This window comes from Massilia sp. 05N420 (assembly GCF_056397205.1).
In genome coordinates this window covers 1-14155 of record NZ_JBFTMX010000068.1, presented here as the reverse complement: position 1 = coordinate 14155, position 14155 = coordinate 1, and the positions used below count along the sequence as shown (strand labels likewise).

At 68.4% G+C, this 14155-nt stretch carries 14 protein-coding genes, 1 rRNA gene and 1 riboswitch; of the genes, 1 reads left to right on the top strand and 14 read right to left on the bottom strand.

Annotated features, from left to right (window positions below):
• Positions 1–8: 8 nt before the first annotated feature.
• Positions 9–121 (top strand): 5S ribosomal RNA (gene rrf / locus AC1DIX_RS26515).
• A 167-nt stretch (positions 122–288) separates the two neighbouring features.
• Here rrf and AC1DIX_RS26510 read toward each other — a convergent pair.
• The 14 genes from AC1DIX_RS26510 to cobT form a co-directional block, all read right to left on the bottom strand.
• The gene (locus AC1DIX_RS26510; RefSeq protein ID WP_477328270.1) at positions 289–687 is read right to left on the bottom strand and encodes a DUF2061 domain-containing protein; all 399 of its coding nucleotides are present in this window, start codon (positions 685–687) and stop codon (positions 289–291) included.
• Between the two features lie 73 nt (positions 688–760).
• Positions 761–2221, bottom strand: a complete 1461-nt coding sequence (locus AC1DIX_RS26505) for a cobyric acid synthase (RefSeq protein ID WP_477328269.1) — start codon at positions 2219–2221, stop codon at positions 761–763.
• The gene (locus AC1DIX_RS26500; protein ID WP_477328268.1) at positions 2218–3096 is read right to left on the bottom strand and encodes a cobalamin-binding protein; all 879 of its coding nucleotides are present in this window, start codon (positions 3094–3096) and stop codon (positions 2218–2220) included. The genes AC1DIX_RS26505 and AC1DIX_RS26500 overlap by 4 nt, the downstream gene beginning before the upstream one ends.
• The gene (gene cobD, locus AC1DIX_RS26495) at positions 3093–4073 is read right to left on the bottom strand and encodes a threonine-phosphate decarboxylase CobD (protein ID WP_477328267.1); all 981 of its coding nucleotides are present in this window, start codon (positions 4071–4073) and stop codon (positions 3093–3095) included. The genes AC1DIX_RS26500 and cobD overlap by 4 nt, the downstream gene beginning before the upstream one ends.
• Positions 4066–5025: an adenosylcobinamide-phosphate synthase CbiB gene (gene cbiB / locus AC1DIX_RS26490; protein WP_477328266.1), complete on the bottom strand. Its 960-nt coding sequence runs from the start codon at positions 5023–5025 to the stop codon at positions 4066–4068. Before cbiB ends, cobD begins: the two co-directional genes overlap by 8 nt.
• A complete protein-coding gene (gene cobU / locus AC1DIX_RS26485; RefSeq protein WP_477328265.1) occupies positions 5019–5579 on the bottom strand; it encodes a bifunctional adenosylcobinamide kinase/adenosylcobinamide-phosphate guanylyltransferase in 561 nt (186 codons plus the stop codon). Before cobU ends, cbiB begins: the two co-directional genes overlap by 7 nt.
• Positions 5576–6877, bottom strand: a complete 1302-nt coding sequence (locus AC1DIX_RS26480; protein ID WP_477328264.1) for a cobyrinate a,c-diamide synthase — start codon at positions 6875–6877, stop codon at positions 5576–5578. The genes cobU and AC1DIX_RS26480 overlap by 4 nt, the downstream gene beginning before the upstream one ends.
• Positions 6877–7515 carry a cob(I)yrinic acid a,c-diamide adenosyltransferase gene (gene cobO, locus AC1DIX_RS26475; RefSeq protein WP_477328263.1) on the bottom strand — a complete coding sequence of 213 codons (639 nt, stop codon included), beginning with the start codon at positions 7513–7515 and terminating at the stop codon, positions 6877–6879. The genes AC1DIX_RS26480 and cobO overlap by 1 nt, the downstream gene beginning before the upstream one ends.
• Positions 7496–8284 (bottom strand): ABC transporter ATP-binding protein, encoded by a 789-nt coding sequence (locus AC1DIX_RS26470; protein WP_477254326.1) that lies wholly within the window; start codon positions 8282–8284, stop codon positions 7496–7498. Before AC1DIX_RS26470 ends, cobO begins: the two co-directional genes overlap by 20 nt.
• A 1-nt stretch (position 8285) precedes the next feature.
• Entirely contained in the window at positions 8286–9311 is a 1026-nt protein-coding gene (locus AC1DIX_RS26465) for a FecCD family ABC transporter permease (protein ID WP_477328262.1), read from the bottom strand.
• Positions 9312–9329: 18 nt separating this feature from the next.
• Positions 9330–11180: a TonB-dependent receptor plug domain-containing protein gene (locus AC1DIX_RS26460; protein WP_477328261.1), complete on the bottom strand. Its 1851-nt coding sequence runs from the start codon at positions 11178–11180 to the stop codon at positions 9330–9332.
• Between the two features lie 72 nt (positions 11181–11252).
• A riboswitch (cobalamin riboswitch) is annotated at positions 11253–11483 on the bottom strand.
• 21 nt (positions 11484–11504) lie between these two features.
• Entirely contained in the window at positions 11505–12050 is a 546-nt protein-coding gene (locus AC1DIX_RS26455; protein ID WP_477328260.1) for a histidine phosphatase family protein, read from the bottom strand.
• 3 nt (positions 12051–12053) lie between these two features.
• Complete coding sequence (locus tag AC1DIX_RS26450; RefSeq protein ID WP_442124914.1) at positions 12054–12833, bottom strand: adenosylcobinamide-GDP ribazoletransferase; 780 nt, start codon at positions 12831–12833, stop codon at positions 12054–12056.
• A 10-nt stretch (positions 12834–12843) separates the two neighbouring features.
• Positions 12844–13884: a nicotinate-nucleotide--dimethylbenzimidazole phosphoribosyltransferase gene (cobT, locus tag AC1DIX_RS26445; protein WP_477328259.1), complete on the bottom strand. Its 1041-nt coding sequence runs from the start codon at positions 13882–13884 to the stop codon at positions 12844–12846.
• Between the last annotated feature and the right edge of the window lie 271 nt (positions 13885–14155).

The following is a 14155-nucleotide window of genomic DNA, read 5'->3' as shown; positions in this document are numbered from 1 at the left end:
AAGTCATGCCTGATGACCATAGCAAGTCGGTACCACCCCTTCCCATCCCGAACAGGACCGTGAAACGACTTTGCGCCGATGATAGTGCTGCAACCAGTGTGAAAGTAGGTTATCGTCAGGCTAATTATTCGCAGAAGCCCGCTCAATTCTTGAGCGGGCTTTTTGCTTTTCTGGCGTCCCTGAAACCGCTTTCAATCGCTCCCCAATTCAAGCGCAAACGCAGCCGCGAGCCGGGCAAATTTCAGCGCATGCAGTGCTTGTCCACCCGAGTTCGCTTGACGCCGACGATTAGGCCGCCCGCAGGCTGCGGCCGAACGGCAGCCTGTCCCACATGCGGTCGTGCAGCGGCATCAGGATCACATTGCAAACCGGTTCCAGCACCGCCGCCAGACCGCCGAGCGCGGTCGACCCGGTTGCGTAATACAGCACCCCGAAGGCGACACCCATGTGCATGGCGCCCAGGCTGAACTTCTCGGCCGTGAGCAGCAGGTAGCGCCGCTGACCGCCGACGCCATGCAGGCAGCGATGCCAGGCTTTTTCATGGAAGGGCACCAGTAGAACGTTCAGCAGCGGTTCGATCAGCACGGCGAGTCCGCCCAGGGCCATCGAACCCGTTACCGCATAGGCGATCGCGAAACCGATCGCCAGGTGGGTAATGACTTGACTGCCTTTGCGTGCCACTGCCATGGGAAACTCCTGTCGTTCTCTACCGTGTAGGAAATGATAGCGATTCTCATTTAATCAGTAAAATCGATAGATTTTAACGATATGATAGAAGGAGTCTATCAAGCAAGGGGGCAGCCGCATCCGCGATCCGGTCCAGGCTGGCTTCGCGCAGGGCTGCGGCGTCGACGGCGTGTTCGCTGTGCAGTCCGGCCCAGCGCAGCAGGGTGGCGCAGGCGGCGGGATGGTCGAACATCCCGTGCAGATAGCTGCCCATGACCTGGCCGTCGTCCGAACATGCGCCTTCGCCGCGGCCGTCGATTTCGAAGGCCGGCCGCGCCAGTGCGGCGCCGCTCGACACGCCCATGTGGATTTCGTAGCCTTCCACCGCGGCGCCCGCTGCCGCTGGATCGAAGACGCAGCGGCCGCTCACCCTGGCCAGGCGTTTGTCGCGCGTGAGCACGGTGCCCACGTCGAGCAGGCCGAGCGCGTCGGATCGGCCCGCCGTGCCTTCGACGCCGTCCGGATCGTCGACGCTGCGCCCCAGCATCTGGAAGCCGCCGCAAATGCCGATCACCTTGCCGCCATAGCGCAGGTGACGCTGGATGGCTTGCTGCCAGCCCTGCCGCTGCAGCCAGGCGAGGTCGGCGCGCGTGTTCTTGCTGCCGGGGAGGACGATCAGGTCGGCGCCCGGAATCGCCTGGCCCTCGCGCACGAAGCACAGGTCGACGTCGGGGTGGGCGCGCAGCGGATCGAAGTCGGTGTGGTTGCTCATCCGCGGCGTACTCGGTACCACCACGCGGAATTTACCTTCGCGCCGGGTCACGCCCTGGACCGCGTCTTCCGCATCCAGGTAGAGCCCGTGCAGATAGGGCAGGACCGCCAGCACCGGCTTGCCGGTCTGCTGCTCGAGCCATTCGAGGCCCGGCTCGAGCAGCGCGATGTCGCCGCGGAAGCGGTTGATCACGAAGCCGGCGATGCGATTGCGCTCGCTCTCGGACAGGCAAGCCAGGGTGCCGACGATGTGGGCGAACACGCCGCCGCGGTCGATGTCGGCCACCAGCACCACCGGGCAGTCGACGGCTTCGGCAAAGCCCATGTTGGCGATGTCGCGGTCGCGCAGGTTGATCTCGGCCGGGCTGCCGGCGCCCTCGACGATGATGCTTTCGTACTGGGACAGCAGCCTCGCATGCGATTCCAGCACCGCCCCCATCGCCACCGTCTTGTACTGGTGGTAGTCGCGCGCGTTCATCTCGGCACGCACGCGGCCGTGGATGATGACCTGGGCGCCGATGTCGCTGGAGGGCTTCAACAGCACCGGATTGAAATCCGTGTGCGGCTCGACGCCGGCGGCGATCGCCTGCAGGGCCTGGGCGCGTCCGATCTCGCCGCCGTCTTTCGTGACTGCGCTGTTGAGCGCCATGTTCTGCGGCTTGAACGGCGCCACCTTCACGCCGGATCGTTTCAAGAGCCGGCACAGGGCGGCCACCACGGTGCTCTTGCCGGCATCGGAGGTCGCCCCCTGGATCATCAGGGTCCGGTAGGGAAAGGGCTTCATTTGGTCCGGTGCTGGCGCGCCAGTTCGAGCTTCTCGCACAGCATCGCGGCCCCTGGAATCATGCGCGGGCCCGAGCGGTTCAGCAGGTTGCCGTCGATGGTGAACAGGTTATCGTTGCGTACCGCCAGCAGGGTGCCATAAGGCTTCCACATGTTCACGCCGCCGTAGTTCTTTTCGGCCGTGGCGAAGATCGCTTCCGGATTCTCCTGCAGGACGCCTTCCACGCTGACCACCGGCGCCGTCACCGGGAGCTTGGCGAAGATGTTTTCGCCGCCGCACAGGCGCAGCGCATCGCTGACGATGTGCTTGCCGCTGAGGGTGTAGAGCGGCTTGTCCCAGACCTGGTAGAAGGTCCGCACCGTCGGGCGGCTGGCATAGCGGCTGCGCAGGCTGGCCAGCTGCTGGCGCAGCTCGGCGGCGGCCGGGTTGGCCACTTTCTCGGTGCCCATCAGCTGGCCGAGCCTGGCCAGGCTTTCCGGAATGTCCTCGAGCTTGACCGGTTCGCTGTGGTAGAGCGGCACGCCGAGCTTGCGCACCATATCGATCTGGCGCTCGGAGCTGCCGTGGCGCCAGACCACGATCAGGTCGGGCTTGAGCGCCATGATGCGTTCCAGGTCGACCTCGCGGTTGGAGCCGATCTGCGGGATCTTCTTCGCTTCTTCCGGGAAGTCGCTGTAAGAGACCACCCCGACCACATGGCTGCCGCCGCCGGCCGCGAACAGCAGTTCGGTGACGTGCGGGGCCAGCGAGATCACGCGCTGGGCCGGCTTCTGCAGGGTGACGGTATTGCCGTCGTCGTCCTTGACGGTGACGGCGGCCTGGACCTGGCCAGCCGCCAGGGCGGCCAGCAAGATCAGTGCTTTCGAAGTGTTCATCGGTGCTTCCATTCTTGAAGTGCGTGTTCGATACGGTGCCAGTCCGGTTCCCGGGCCGGCAGGCCGAGGCGGATGCCGCGCGCCGCCTGGCGGAACAGGCGCACCCAGATCGCGTGGCGCGCCATATGTTCATGAAATTCCTCGGGGCGTCGTTCCGCCCACCAGTGAAACAGCGGCGTGCCGGACGCCTTGATGCCGTAGGCCGCGAGCAGTCCGCGCAGCCGGGCGCCATCGCGCGCCAGGCGCTCCTGCGTCGCCTGCCGCCACGCCGCGTCGCCCAGCGCCGCCAGCGCAACCTGCTGGGCAGGGCCGCTGACCGTCCAGGGCCCGAGCAGGTCCGCCAGCGCCGCCAGCAGCGGCGCCTCGGCCGCCACGAAACCCAGCCGCAGTCCGGCCAGGCCGAAGAACTTGCCGACCGAGCGCAGCACCACCAGTCCCGGTCGGCCGGCATGCGCGGCCACGCTCAGTGCCGGCGCCGTGTCGCCGAAGGCTTCGTCGACCACCAGCCAGCCGCCGCGCGCGCCCAGCTCCGCGGCCCAGCGCAGCAGCGTGTCCGGCGGGACCACATCGCCGGTCGGATTGTTCGGGTTGCAGACCACGACCACGTCGCTGTTGCTCACCGCGGCGTCGAGCATCGGGTAGCCGGTCAGGCGCAAGGTGTGGCCGTGCTGTGCCCAGTGATGGGCATGCTCCGCATACGAGGGCGCGGCCACCGTCACCCGCGACGGCGGGCGCAGGCGCGGCAGGGCCTGGATCGCGGCCTGGGTGCCGGCCACCGGCAGCAGCGTATGGGCGCCGTACCAGGCGCAGGCGGCATCGACGAGCGCCGGATCCGGTTCCGGCAGGCGCTGCCAGGCGTCGGGCGGCAGCGCCGGCGCCGGATAGCCGGCCGGGTTGATGCCGGTGGAAAGGTCGATCCAGTCCTCGCCGCCATAGCGCCGCCGGGCTTCGCGCAGATTGCCGCCGTGTTCAAGCACGGGGCGCTCCGATCTGGTAGAGGACGGCGCCKAGGCCGAGTGCGGCGACGGTCCACAGCAGGGTGGTATGGAAGACCAGGCGCCAGGCGCGCCGAATATCGCCGGCGGCGGCGGCCGGGCCGCTGCCCAGCACCGGCCGCTGCTCGACCTGTCCGTCATAGACTGCGGCGCCGCCCAGACTGATGCCGAGGGCACCGGCGCCGCTGGCCATCACCGGGCCCGCGTTCGGGCTGCTCCATGCGGGCGCCTGGGTGCGCCAGCAGCGCAGCGCGCGCAGGCGGCCGGCGGCGGGCGCCAGCAGCGCATACGACAGCGCGGTCAGGCGCGCCGGCACATAGTTCAAGGCGTCGTCGATGCGCGCGGCCACGCGGCCGAACCGATTGAAACGCGTATTCCGGTAACCCCACATCGCGTCCAGTGTGTTCGCCAGGCGGAACAGCAGGGCGCCGGCGCCGCCGCCGACCAGGAACCAGAACAGGGTGCCGAACACGGCGTCGTTGCCGTTCTCGAGCAGCGATTCGGCGCCGGCCTTGGCCAGCTCGGCTTCGCCCGCATCCGAGGTGTCGCGGCTGACGATGCGCGAGGTCAGCCAGCGTGCGCGCGCCAGGTCGCCGCTCGTCAGCGCCTCGTGGATCGGCAGCGTGTGGTCGCGCAGGCTGCGCAGGCCGAGGCAGAGGTAAAGCAGAATCGCGTGACAGGCCAGGCCGGCCGCGCCCTCGGCAGCGCACAGCCAGGCGGCAATGCAGCTAGGGGGCAGCACCGCCAGCGCCCAGCCCAGCGTTCCGCGGGCGATGCGCCGGCCGCCGTTGTTCATGCGCCGTTCCAGCCACTGCGCCAGGCGGCCGAAGCCGACCAGCGGATGCCAGCGCCGCGCTTCGCCCAGCAGCAGGTCGAGCGCGACCCCGGCCGCCAGCAGCAGTGCGAGCGTGAGCGGCGCCACTCCGCTCAGCACGGCGATCCCTTCAGGGCCAGCGGCAGGCCGGCGGCGACGAACAGCACGCGCTCGCAGCGCGCCGCCACTTCCTGGTTCAGGCGCCCGGCTTCGTCGACGAAGCTGCGCGACACCGCACCGACCGGCACGATGCCCATGCCGACTTCGTTCGAGACGAAGATGACTTCACCGGCGGGCGCTTCGTCCAGCCAGGCCAGCAGGTCGGAACGCTCCCAGGTGAACAGGGGCGGCAGCTCGACCTTGCCGACCTCCGGATTTTCCTGCTGCGTCGAAAACATCAGGTTGCTGAGCCACAGGGTCAGGCAGTCGACCAGCACGATGCGGTCCGGCGCGCACAGCCGGCGCRGGGCCCGGGCCAGCGCGGCCGGCTCCTCCACCGTCTGCCAGGCTTCGGGGCGGCGTTCGCGATGGTGGGCGATGCGCGCCGCCATCTCGGCGTCGCCGGCATGCGAGGTCGCCAGGTAGACCACTTCCTTGCCGGATTCGCGCGCCAGGCGCTCGGCCAGAGCGCTTTTGCCGGAACGGGCGCCGCCGAAGACGAGGGTGCGGCTCATGGTGTCTCCTGCGTGAACAGGCCGGCCGCGGCCAGGGGATTGGAGGCGAAAAAGCCGTGGAAGTAGGAAGCCGTCAGCGAACCGTGCCGGTACACCGCTTCGCCGCGCAGGCCCGATGGCTGCTTGACCGTGTACGCGACCGGTTCAAGGTCGGTGTCCATGGTCGAGTAATGGAAGGTGTGGCCGCGCAGCTCGCCGGCGGCGGTCGGCATTCCCTGCGACCCGAGCTCGGCCAGGCGCTGCTGCATGACGACCCGGCCGGGCAGCAGGGCCGGCATGGCCCAGCACTGGCCGTCCTTGTCGGTGATCGATTCCGCGACCGCCATCATGCCGCCGCACTCCGCCAGGATCGGCACGCCGGCGGCGTGGATGGCGCGGATCGAGTCGCGCCAGGGCGCCGCCCGGGACAGGGCTTCCGTATGCAGCTCCGGATAACCACCGGGCAGCCAGACGGCGTCCGTCCCCGGCGGTACGGGCTCGCCGGCCAGCGGCGAGAAAAAGCGGAGTTGTGCGCCGAGGCTGCGCAGCACGTCCAGGTTGGCGGGATAGATGAAGCAGAAGGCGGCGTCGCGCGCGATCGCCACCGTCTTCCCGGCCAGCAGCGGCGGAATCGCTTGTTCCGGATCGGCGTGTTCCGGCAGGCGCGGCGTCAGYGCCTGCCAGGCCTCGGTGTCGAGGTGCAGCTGGTCGGCCAGCTCGTCGAGGATGGCGTCGATGTCGTCGACTTCGCCAGGCAGCACCAGGCCCAGGTGACGCTCGGGCAGGCGGCGCGCCTGTTTCGGCAAGGTCGCCAGCAGCGGAATGCCGCGCAGCGAAGCCGCCACCATCTGGCGGTGGCCTTCGCTGGCCACGCGGTTGGCGACCACGCCGGCCATCTGCACCGGACCGTAGTCGCGCAGGCCCTGCACCACGGCGCCGGCGGTCTGCGCCATGCTGGAAGCGTCGATCACGGCCAGCACCGGAATGTCGAAGGCGCGCGAGAGGTCGGCGGCCGACGGGTTGCCGTCGTACAGGCCCATCACGCCTTCGATCAGCACCACGTCGGCCTCGCGCGCGGCTGCCGCCAGGCGGCGCCGGCACTCCTGCAGGCCGACCATCCACAAATCGAGGGTGTGCACGGTCGCACCGCAGGCGCGCTCGAGCAGCATCGGGTCGATGAAATCGGGACCGCACTTGAAGACGCGTACGCGCTGGCCCTGGCGAACCAGGCCGCGCGCGAGGGCGGCGGTGACGGTGGTCTTGCCCTGGCCGGAAGCGGTGGCCGCCACCAGCAGCATGCGTGCGCCGGGATGATCCATCACCACTCCGTGCCGGCCTGCGCCGCGATGCCCGCCTTGAAGGCGTGCTTGACCACGTTCATCTCGGTGACGGTATCGGCCACTTCGATCAGTTCGGGCGGCGCCGCACGGCCGGTCACCACCACGTGCTGGATGGCGGGGCGGTCGAGCAGGTCGGCGATCACCGTGTGCACGTCCAGGTAGCGGTATTTGAGGGCGATGTTCAGCTCGTCCAGCACCACCAGGCCGACCTCCGGATCGGCCAGGAAGCGTTTCGCCTGCTGCCATGCTTCCTCGGCCTTGGCGATGTCGCGTTCGCGGTTCTGGGTTTCCCAGGTATAGCCTTCGCCCATCGCGTGGAAGCTGACTTCGTCGGGAAAGCGGCGGAGAAAACGTTCTTCGCCGGTCGACATCGCGCCCTTGATGAACTGGACCACGCCCACCTTCATGCCGTGGCCCAGCGCGCGCACCGCCATTCCGAAGGCGCTCGAGCTCTTGCCCTTGCCGTTGCCGGTATTGACGATGATGATGCCGATCTTCTTGTCGGCGGCCGCGATCTTGGCGTCGATGACGGCCTTCTTGCGCTCCATGCGCTGGCGGTGGCGCTCGTTCAGCGCCGTAGTAGCGGAAGCAGTGTCTTCAGGAGTCATGTCGTTCATGGTGGTCTTCGAAAGGAATGAAGATGCGGCGGCCGCCGTGTTCGATCATCTCGATCGGGTGGCCGAGGTAGTCGCCCAGCAGGGCCGGCTGCATCACCTGCGCGACCGGTCCGGCCAGCCAGCCGCCGTCGCCGCGCAGCAGCAGGGCGTGGGTGGAGATGCCGTAGGCCAGGTTGAGGTCGTGGCCGATCATGACGACCGTCTTGCGCTCGCGCCGGCACAGCCGCGCGAGCAGGCCGGTCACGCTCACCTGGTGGGCCAGGTCGAGCGCATTGGCCGGCTCGTCCAGCAGTAGCAGGGGCGTGTCCTGGGCCAGCAGGGCGGCGATCGCGACGCGCTGGCGCTCGCCGCCGGACAGGGTGCGCACGTCGCGCCGGGCCAGGTGCTCGACTTCCATCGCCGCCAGGGCCCGCAGGGCGGCCTGATGGTCGTCGCTGCCTTCCCAGTAGCGGTTCGCATGGTAGGGGTGGCGCGCCGACAGCACGGTGTCGATCGCGCTGTAGGCGAAGGCGTCGGTGCGCGACTGCGCGAGGTAGGCGCGCTGGCGCGCCAGCTCTTCCAGCGGCCAGTCGTCCAGCATGCGGCCGTCGAGTCTTACCGTGCCCTGGTTCGCGCCGCGCAGCCCGGCCACGGTGCGCAGCAGGGTACTCTTGCCGGCGCCGTTGCGGCCGATGATGCTCCAGCATTCGCCGGCCTGCACGGCCCAGTCGAGGTCCCGCACCAGCGTGCGGTCGGCCACCTCCAGCGTGAGTCCTTCGGTAGTAATCATCTTATTTGCGCAGTTGGTGCAGTTGATACAGGAAGACCGGCGCGCCGATCAGGGCCGTGATGGCGCCCACCGGCAGCTGGGTCGGGGCGATCACGGTGCGCGCCAGGGTGTCGCACAACACCAGGAAGCTGCCGCCCAGCAGCACGGCCGAGGGAATCAGCACCCGGTGGTCCGGGCCGAAGGCGAAGCGGCAGGCATGCGGCACGATCAGGCCGACGAAGCCGATCGAACCCGCGTTCGTCACCGCGCTGGCGGTCAGCACGCCGGAGACGAAGAACAGGCCCTTGCGCAGCCCGCCGACTTCGATGCCGAGCGTGCGCGCGGTATCGGCATGCAGGGCCAGCACGTTCATCGCGCGCGCATTGCGGAGGGCAAAAGCGAGGCCGCCGGCCAGCACGACCCAGGGCAGCACGCGCAGCGGCGTGCCGGCCAGGTCGCCGATCATCCAGAACACCATGTTGCGCAGGGCGCCTTCGGGCGCGATCGACAGCATCAGCGTCACCAGGGCCATGCACGCCGACATCAGGATGACGCCGGTCAGCAGCAGGGTCGAGGTGCCGCCTTCGGCCGCCACGCCGCCGCGCATGTCGCGGCGCGCCAATAGATACAGCAACATCGACACCGCCACCGCGCCGAGCAGGGCGGCACCGTCGACCACCACCGCCGCGCACATCATCAGGAGCGCGAACAGGGCGCCGACCGAGGCCCCGGCCGAGATCCCCAGTACATAAGGATCGGCCAGCGGGTTGCGCAGTAGGGCCTGCATCATGATGCCCGCCAGCGCCAGCGCGCCGCCGGTGACGAAGGCCGTCAGCGCACGGCCGGCGCGCAGCGCCAGCAGCGAAGCCGCCAGCGTGTCCTGGCGGCCGTGAAGCACCTGGTTCACCGCGTCCGGCAGTTCCGCCAGCCCGACCGTGACCGAACCCGTGGTGCCGGAGAACAGCAGGCAGGCAAGGGCGGCAAGCAGGAGCGAGCCGACGATCATGGTGGTGCGCCGGCGCGCGGCGGAATGATGGAGTGGATGCATGCTGGCTTGATGAGTGAATTAACGGATCCCGTAGCGCAGCGCGGCGAACCAGCTGCGTCCGGCCGTGCCGTAGTTGCGCGCCAGGTCGTAGCGCTTGTCCGCCGCATTGTCGAGGCGCAGCAGCACCGACCAGTCGCGCGTGAACCGCCACGTAGTGTACAGGTTCAGCAGGCCGTAGCCACCCAGGCGATTGAGGTTGGCAGCGTCGTCGAAGCGGCGGCCGGAGGCCTGCAGCTCTGCGCCAAGGTCGAACTGGTCGAGCGCGTAGCCGGCCGTCAGGCTGGCGTGGCGGCGCGAACGGCGCGCCAGCTGCTTGCCGGTGGTTTCGTCGCGCGGATCCTGGAGGTCGACGCTGGCGCGCAGGTCGAGGCTGTGCAGGCGAGTCTCGGCCGACATCGTCAGGCCTTCGAGCAGGGCGTGGTTGACATTGTAGGCGCAGCTGCCGGTGCGGCTCGGGCAGGGGTTGACCGTCACGATCATGTCGGTCAGGCGGTTGCGGTAGTAGTTCGCCTGCAGCTCGGCGCCGGCAACCTGCCAGCGCAGGCCCACTTCCGCATTGCGGCCCTGTTCCGGCTTGTTGGTCGGCAGGCCGTAACCCGGGTAGTACAGCTCGTTGTAGGTCGGCGCGCGGAAGCTGGTGCCGACGCTGGCGGTGGCGCGCAAGTCCTTGCTGAACTCGTAGCCATAGCCGGCCGCGCCGGTGGTCTTGCCGCCGTAGACGGAATGGTCGTTGCGCAGGCTGAGATCGAGCAGGTGGCTGCCGTGGTGCATATCGTAGGCGGCGGCGACCGAGTTGGTGATGCGCGAACGGTTCAGGGCCGTACTGGAGCTGGACAGCACCTCTTCCTTGCGGTGGCCGAACAGGACCTGCAGGGTATCGCCGTCGAGGTCGAAGGTATTCTGCCAGGTGTATTCGTCCTGGCGCGTGTCGATCTGGCTGGCGCCGCTGGCGGCCGCGCTGGTGAAGCTGCCCAGCCTGTCGTTCGAGCGGGCGGCCTGCAGGCTGCTGCGCCAGTTCGGCAGGATGCGGTCGTTCAGGAACACGGCATAGCTGTCGATGTCCTGCTCGCTGTGGGTGTCGTAGCTGGAGGCGCCGCTGTCGTACTGCGCGCGCAGGCGGCTCTTCAGGAATTGCGCGCCCACTTCATGCCCCGGCGCGAGCTGCACGGCCAGGCGGCCGTTCACGCTGTTGCGGGTGTAGCCGTCGTCGTCCTTGTTGTAGCTCGACGAGCCGGGGCGGGTGCTCGAAAAGCCGTCCGAATCCTCGCGCGCGCTGCTCAGGGCGTAGCTGACGCTGTGGTCTCCGCCGGTGGAGCCGTGCACGCTGGCGTCGACCTGGCTGGTGCCGTAGGTGCCGCCGCCGGCGCTGGCGCTGAAGGCGGCCGTGCCCGCGCTCTTCTTCGTGAAGATCTGCACCACGCCGCCGATCGCGTCGGCACCGTACAGGGAGCTGAGCGGTCCGTAGACGATCTCGATGTGGTCGATGGAGGACAGCGGGATCGCATTCCAGCTGGCGGCGCCGGTGGTCGAGGAGCCGATGCGCACGCCGTCGATCAGGACCACGACCTGGTTGCTGTTGGCGCCGCGCAGATAGACGCTGGTGCTGGCGCCCGGGCCGCCGTTGCGCACGATCTCGATGCCGCGCTGGCGGCGCAGCAGGTCGGCGACCGAACCTGCGCCGGCGCGGGCGACTTCGTCGCTGGAGATGACGGTGACGTCGGGTATCACCTCGTCGGCGCGCTGGGGCGTGCGGGCGGCGGTGACGACCACGGTCTCGAGCGATGGATCGGCGAGGGCGGAAATCGAAGGTAGGGCAAGGGTGAGGGCGAGCAGGGGCGCGGCCGCCTGCCGTGAAACGGGAAAGCTCATGACGATGTTTTCTTTCGTGGACAACCGGCCGACGTCCCCGTAGGCCAGATTGAACAGAAGCGCCGGCAAGCCGGCCGCTTCCACCTTTTGGCCGGTATCCGGGCTGGCAAGTGTGGCCGTCTGACCTTCCCATGCTTGCGCACAGTGGTATGAGAAGACGGTTGCCGCATCAGCTTTCGCATCACGCGGCACTTGCTTACCGTTGCGGGGGCAGCACACGTCGGCTCGTTCGAAGAGCTTCGTGTTTCCCGTTTAACTGCGCCTGAGAACACAGGCGCGAGCACCAAAACGCCGACATTATACGGCGAATAGCCCGCCGTGTTGTCAAACTTCCAGCGTGACGACTTCGCCGTAAGCGATGCGGTGCGGCTTGCGGGCGGCGTTCAATGCGGCTTCGTCGAGGCTCCCGGCGCCTTGCATGGCGCTCAGGAGACGGATGGTGCCGGCATGGCAGACCAGCAGCGCTTCGGCATCGCCGGCCTGGCGCAGGTCGTCGCTGAAGGCGGCCACGCGGCGGGCGACATCGAGCACGCATTCGGCGCCGCCGGGGCGGTAGAGGAGCAGGTCGGCGGCCCAGGCATCGACTTCTTCGCGCGGGATCGCGTCCCAGGGCTGCAGCTCCCAGCTGCCGAAATCCATCTCGGCCAGGCGCGCATCGAAGCGCAGGCTGTGCGGCTGCAAGCGCCGCGCCAGCTCGGCGCAGCGCCGCAGCGGACTGGCAATCACCGGCAGCTGCCCGGGCAGGCCGGCCATGCGCAGGCTGGCGTGCACGCGCGCGAGCTCGGCTTGCGTGATCGCGACGTCGCTGGCGCCGTAGCACAGGCCCTGGCCGACCTCCGGCTGCGGATGGCGGACCAGGTGCAGCTTCACGGCTCAGGTCCAGGCGCCATGGCCGAGGGTGGCCAGCACGCCCACATAGATCAGCGCTTCGGCCAGTTGCTGCACTGCGCCCAGGCAGTCGCCGGTATAGCCGCCGAGGCGGATGTGCAGCTTGCGGCCCAGCCACAAGGCGGCAAGCAGGGCCGCCAGCAAGGCCGCCAGCACGGCCGACGATGCGATCCAGCCGCTCGCCAGCAGGACCGGCACCGGCAGCAGGGCGGCGATCGTCGCGATCGCGAATTCTGTGCTGCTCATCTGCTGGGCCAGCGGCTTGGCCTTGCCTTCGCCGCGCACATAGTCCAGCTTCCAGATCAGCGAGGCGGCGGCCAGGCGCGACAGCGGGTGAGCCAGGAACAGGGCGCCGACCGCCACGCGCGGCGGCAGCATCGCCAGCGCCGTCAGCTTGACGGCCAACATGCAGACGATGCCGATCGCACCGTAGGCGCCGACCCGCGAATCCTTCATGATCTCGAGCACGCGCTCGCGCGTCATGCCGCCGCCCAGGCCGTCGCAGGTATCGGCGAAGCCGTCCTCATGGAAGGCGCCGGTCAGGTAGATCGAGGCAGCGGTCGACAGTACGGCCGCTACCGGCGCCGGCAGCACGAGGGCGGCGGCGAAGTAGACGCCGGCCGCGATGGCCGCGACCACGCAGCCGACCAGCGGGAAGTAGCGCGAGGCGTGCTGCAACCAGCTGGCTTCGAAGCCGACCCAGGATGGAATCGGCAGCCGCGTGAAGAACTGCAGCGCGATGAAGAAGAGGCGGACCTGCTGCATCTTGGTGTCTTTATTCGGTGGCGGATTTTTCGCTGACGCTGGCCGACGAGAAGGTCGCCATCTCGTTCAGGAAGTTGGCGGCCGCGTGCAGCAGCGGCAGCGCGAGCGCGGCGCCGGTACCTTCGCCCAGGCGCATCCCCAGCTGCAGCAGCGGACGGGCGCCCAGCTGCTCCAGCATGCGGCGGTGGCCGGCTTCGTCGGAGCAGTGCGCGAACACGCAGTAGTCGAGGATGGCGGGCGCCATGCGGCTGGCGGCGAGCAGGGCGGAGCTGACGATGAAGCCGTCGATCAGCAGGGTCTTGCGCATGGATGCCGCCTGCAGCATGGCGCCGGCCATCATCGCGATTTCGAAGCCGCCGAAAGTGGCCAGCACGCCGAGCGGATCGCTCACGCCGGCATGGCGCTCGACGGCCGCTTCGATCACATGCTGCTTGCGCAGCACGCCCTGCGGGGACAGGCCGGTGCCGGCGCCGACGCAATCCGCGACCGCTACGCCGGCCAGCTTGTGCATCAGCGCGGCGGCGGCGGTCGTGTTCCCGATGCCCATCTCGCCAAAGCCGACCACATTGCCCGGCAGCTCAGCCACCAGGGCCGCGCCATGTTCCATCGCCGTCGCACATTGTTCGGCCGTCATCGCGGGTTCGAGCGCGAAGTTGCGGGTGCCATGGGCGACTTTGCGGTCGAGGAGACCGGGGCGCAGGCCGAAGTCGTGATTCACGCCCGCGTCGACGATATATAAGGAGGCGCTATTCTGGCGCGCGAACACATTGATGGCGGCGCCGTCGGCGAGGAAGTTCTCGACCATCTGCCAGGTCACGTCCTGCGGGTAGGCCGAGATGCCTTCGGCGACCACGCCGTGGTCACCCGCGAACACGATGATGGCCGGCCGGTCGATCGATACCGCGACGGTCTGCTGGATCAGGCCGAGCTGCTTTGCCAGACTTTCCAGTGCGCCGAGGCTGCCGAGCGGCTTGGTCTTGTTATTGATCGCATCGTCGAGCCGGCTGGCGAGTTCGGGATGTGCGGTAGTGGTAATGGAAGGCAGGCGCATGGGGGCGKGGGGAGTGATAAAAGCGGCAAAGATAGCATACGGGCAAGCGTTGCAGACTGCAGGCGGCTTTGTTATAGTTCGCGTCCTGCTTCTGCAGCGCACGTCGAGATTCAACACCGAGTGCACACTGCAGAAAAGGATGAGTTGACGAACACTGCGAAACACTGCATAATCTCGCTTCTCTGCTGCTGACGAACAAAACGATTCGTCGGATGCGGCAAGGCAGTACCGAATACGATCTTTAACAATCAACAGTCGATAAGTGTGGGCG

Excerpts from the sequence above, each read along its gene's own strand:
- AC1DIX_RS26510 (WP_477328270.1), bottom strand. The coding sequence starts at position 687 with ATGGCAGTGGCACGCAAAGGCAGTCAAGTCATTACCCACCTGGCGATC.
- AC1DIX_RS26470 (WP_477254326.1), bottom strand. The coding sequence starts at position 8,284 with ATGATTACTACCGAAGGACTCACGCTGGAGGTGGCCGACCGCACGCTG.
- AC1DIX_RS26505 (WP_477328269.1), bottom strand. The coding sequence starts at position 2,221 with ATGAAGCCCTTTCCCTACCGGACCCTGATGATCCAGGGGGCGACCTCC.
- AC1DIX_RS26500 (WP_477328268.1), bottom strand. The coding sequence starts at position 3,096 with ATGAACACTTCGAAAGCACTGATCTTGCTGGCCGCCCTGGCGGCTGGC.
- AC1DIX_RS26450 (WP_442124914.1), bottom strand. The coding sequence starts at position 12,833 with ATGCAGCAGGTCCGCCTCTTCTTCATCGCGCTGCAGTTCTTCACGCGG.
- AC1DIX_RS26460 (WP_477328261.1), bottom strand. The coding sequence starts at position 11,180 with ATGAGCTTTCCCGTTTCACGGCAGGCGGCCGCGCCCCTGCTCGCCCTC.
- AC1DIX_RS26465 (WP_477328262.1), bottom strand. The coding sequence starts at position 9,311 with ATGCATCCACTCCATCATTCCGCCGCGCGCCGGCGCACCACCATGATC.
- cobT (WP_477328259.1), bottom strand. The coding sequence starts at position 13,884 with ATGCGCCTGCCTTCCATTACCACTACCGCACATCCCGAACTCGCCAGC.
- cobO (WP_477328263.1), bottom strand. The coding sequence starts at position 7,515 with ATGAACGACATGACTCCTGAAGACACTGCTTCCGCTACTACGGCGCTG.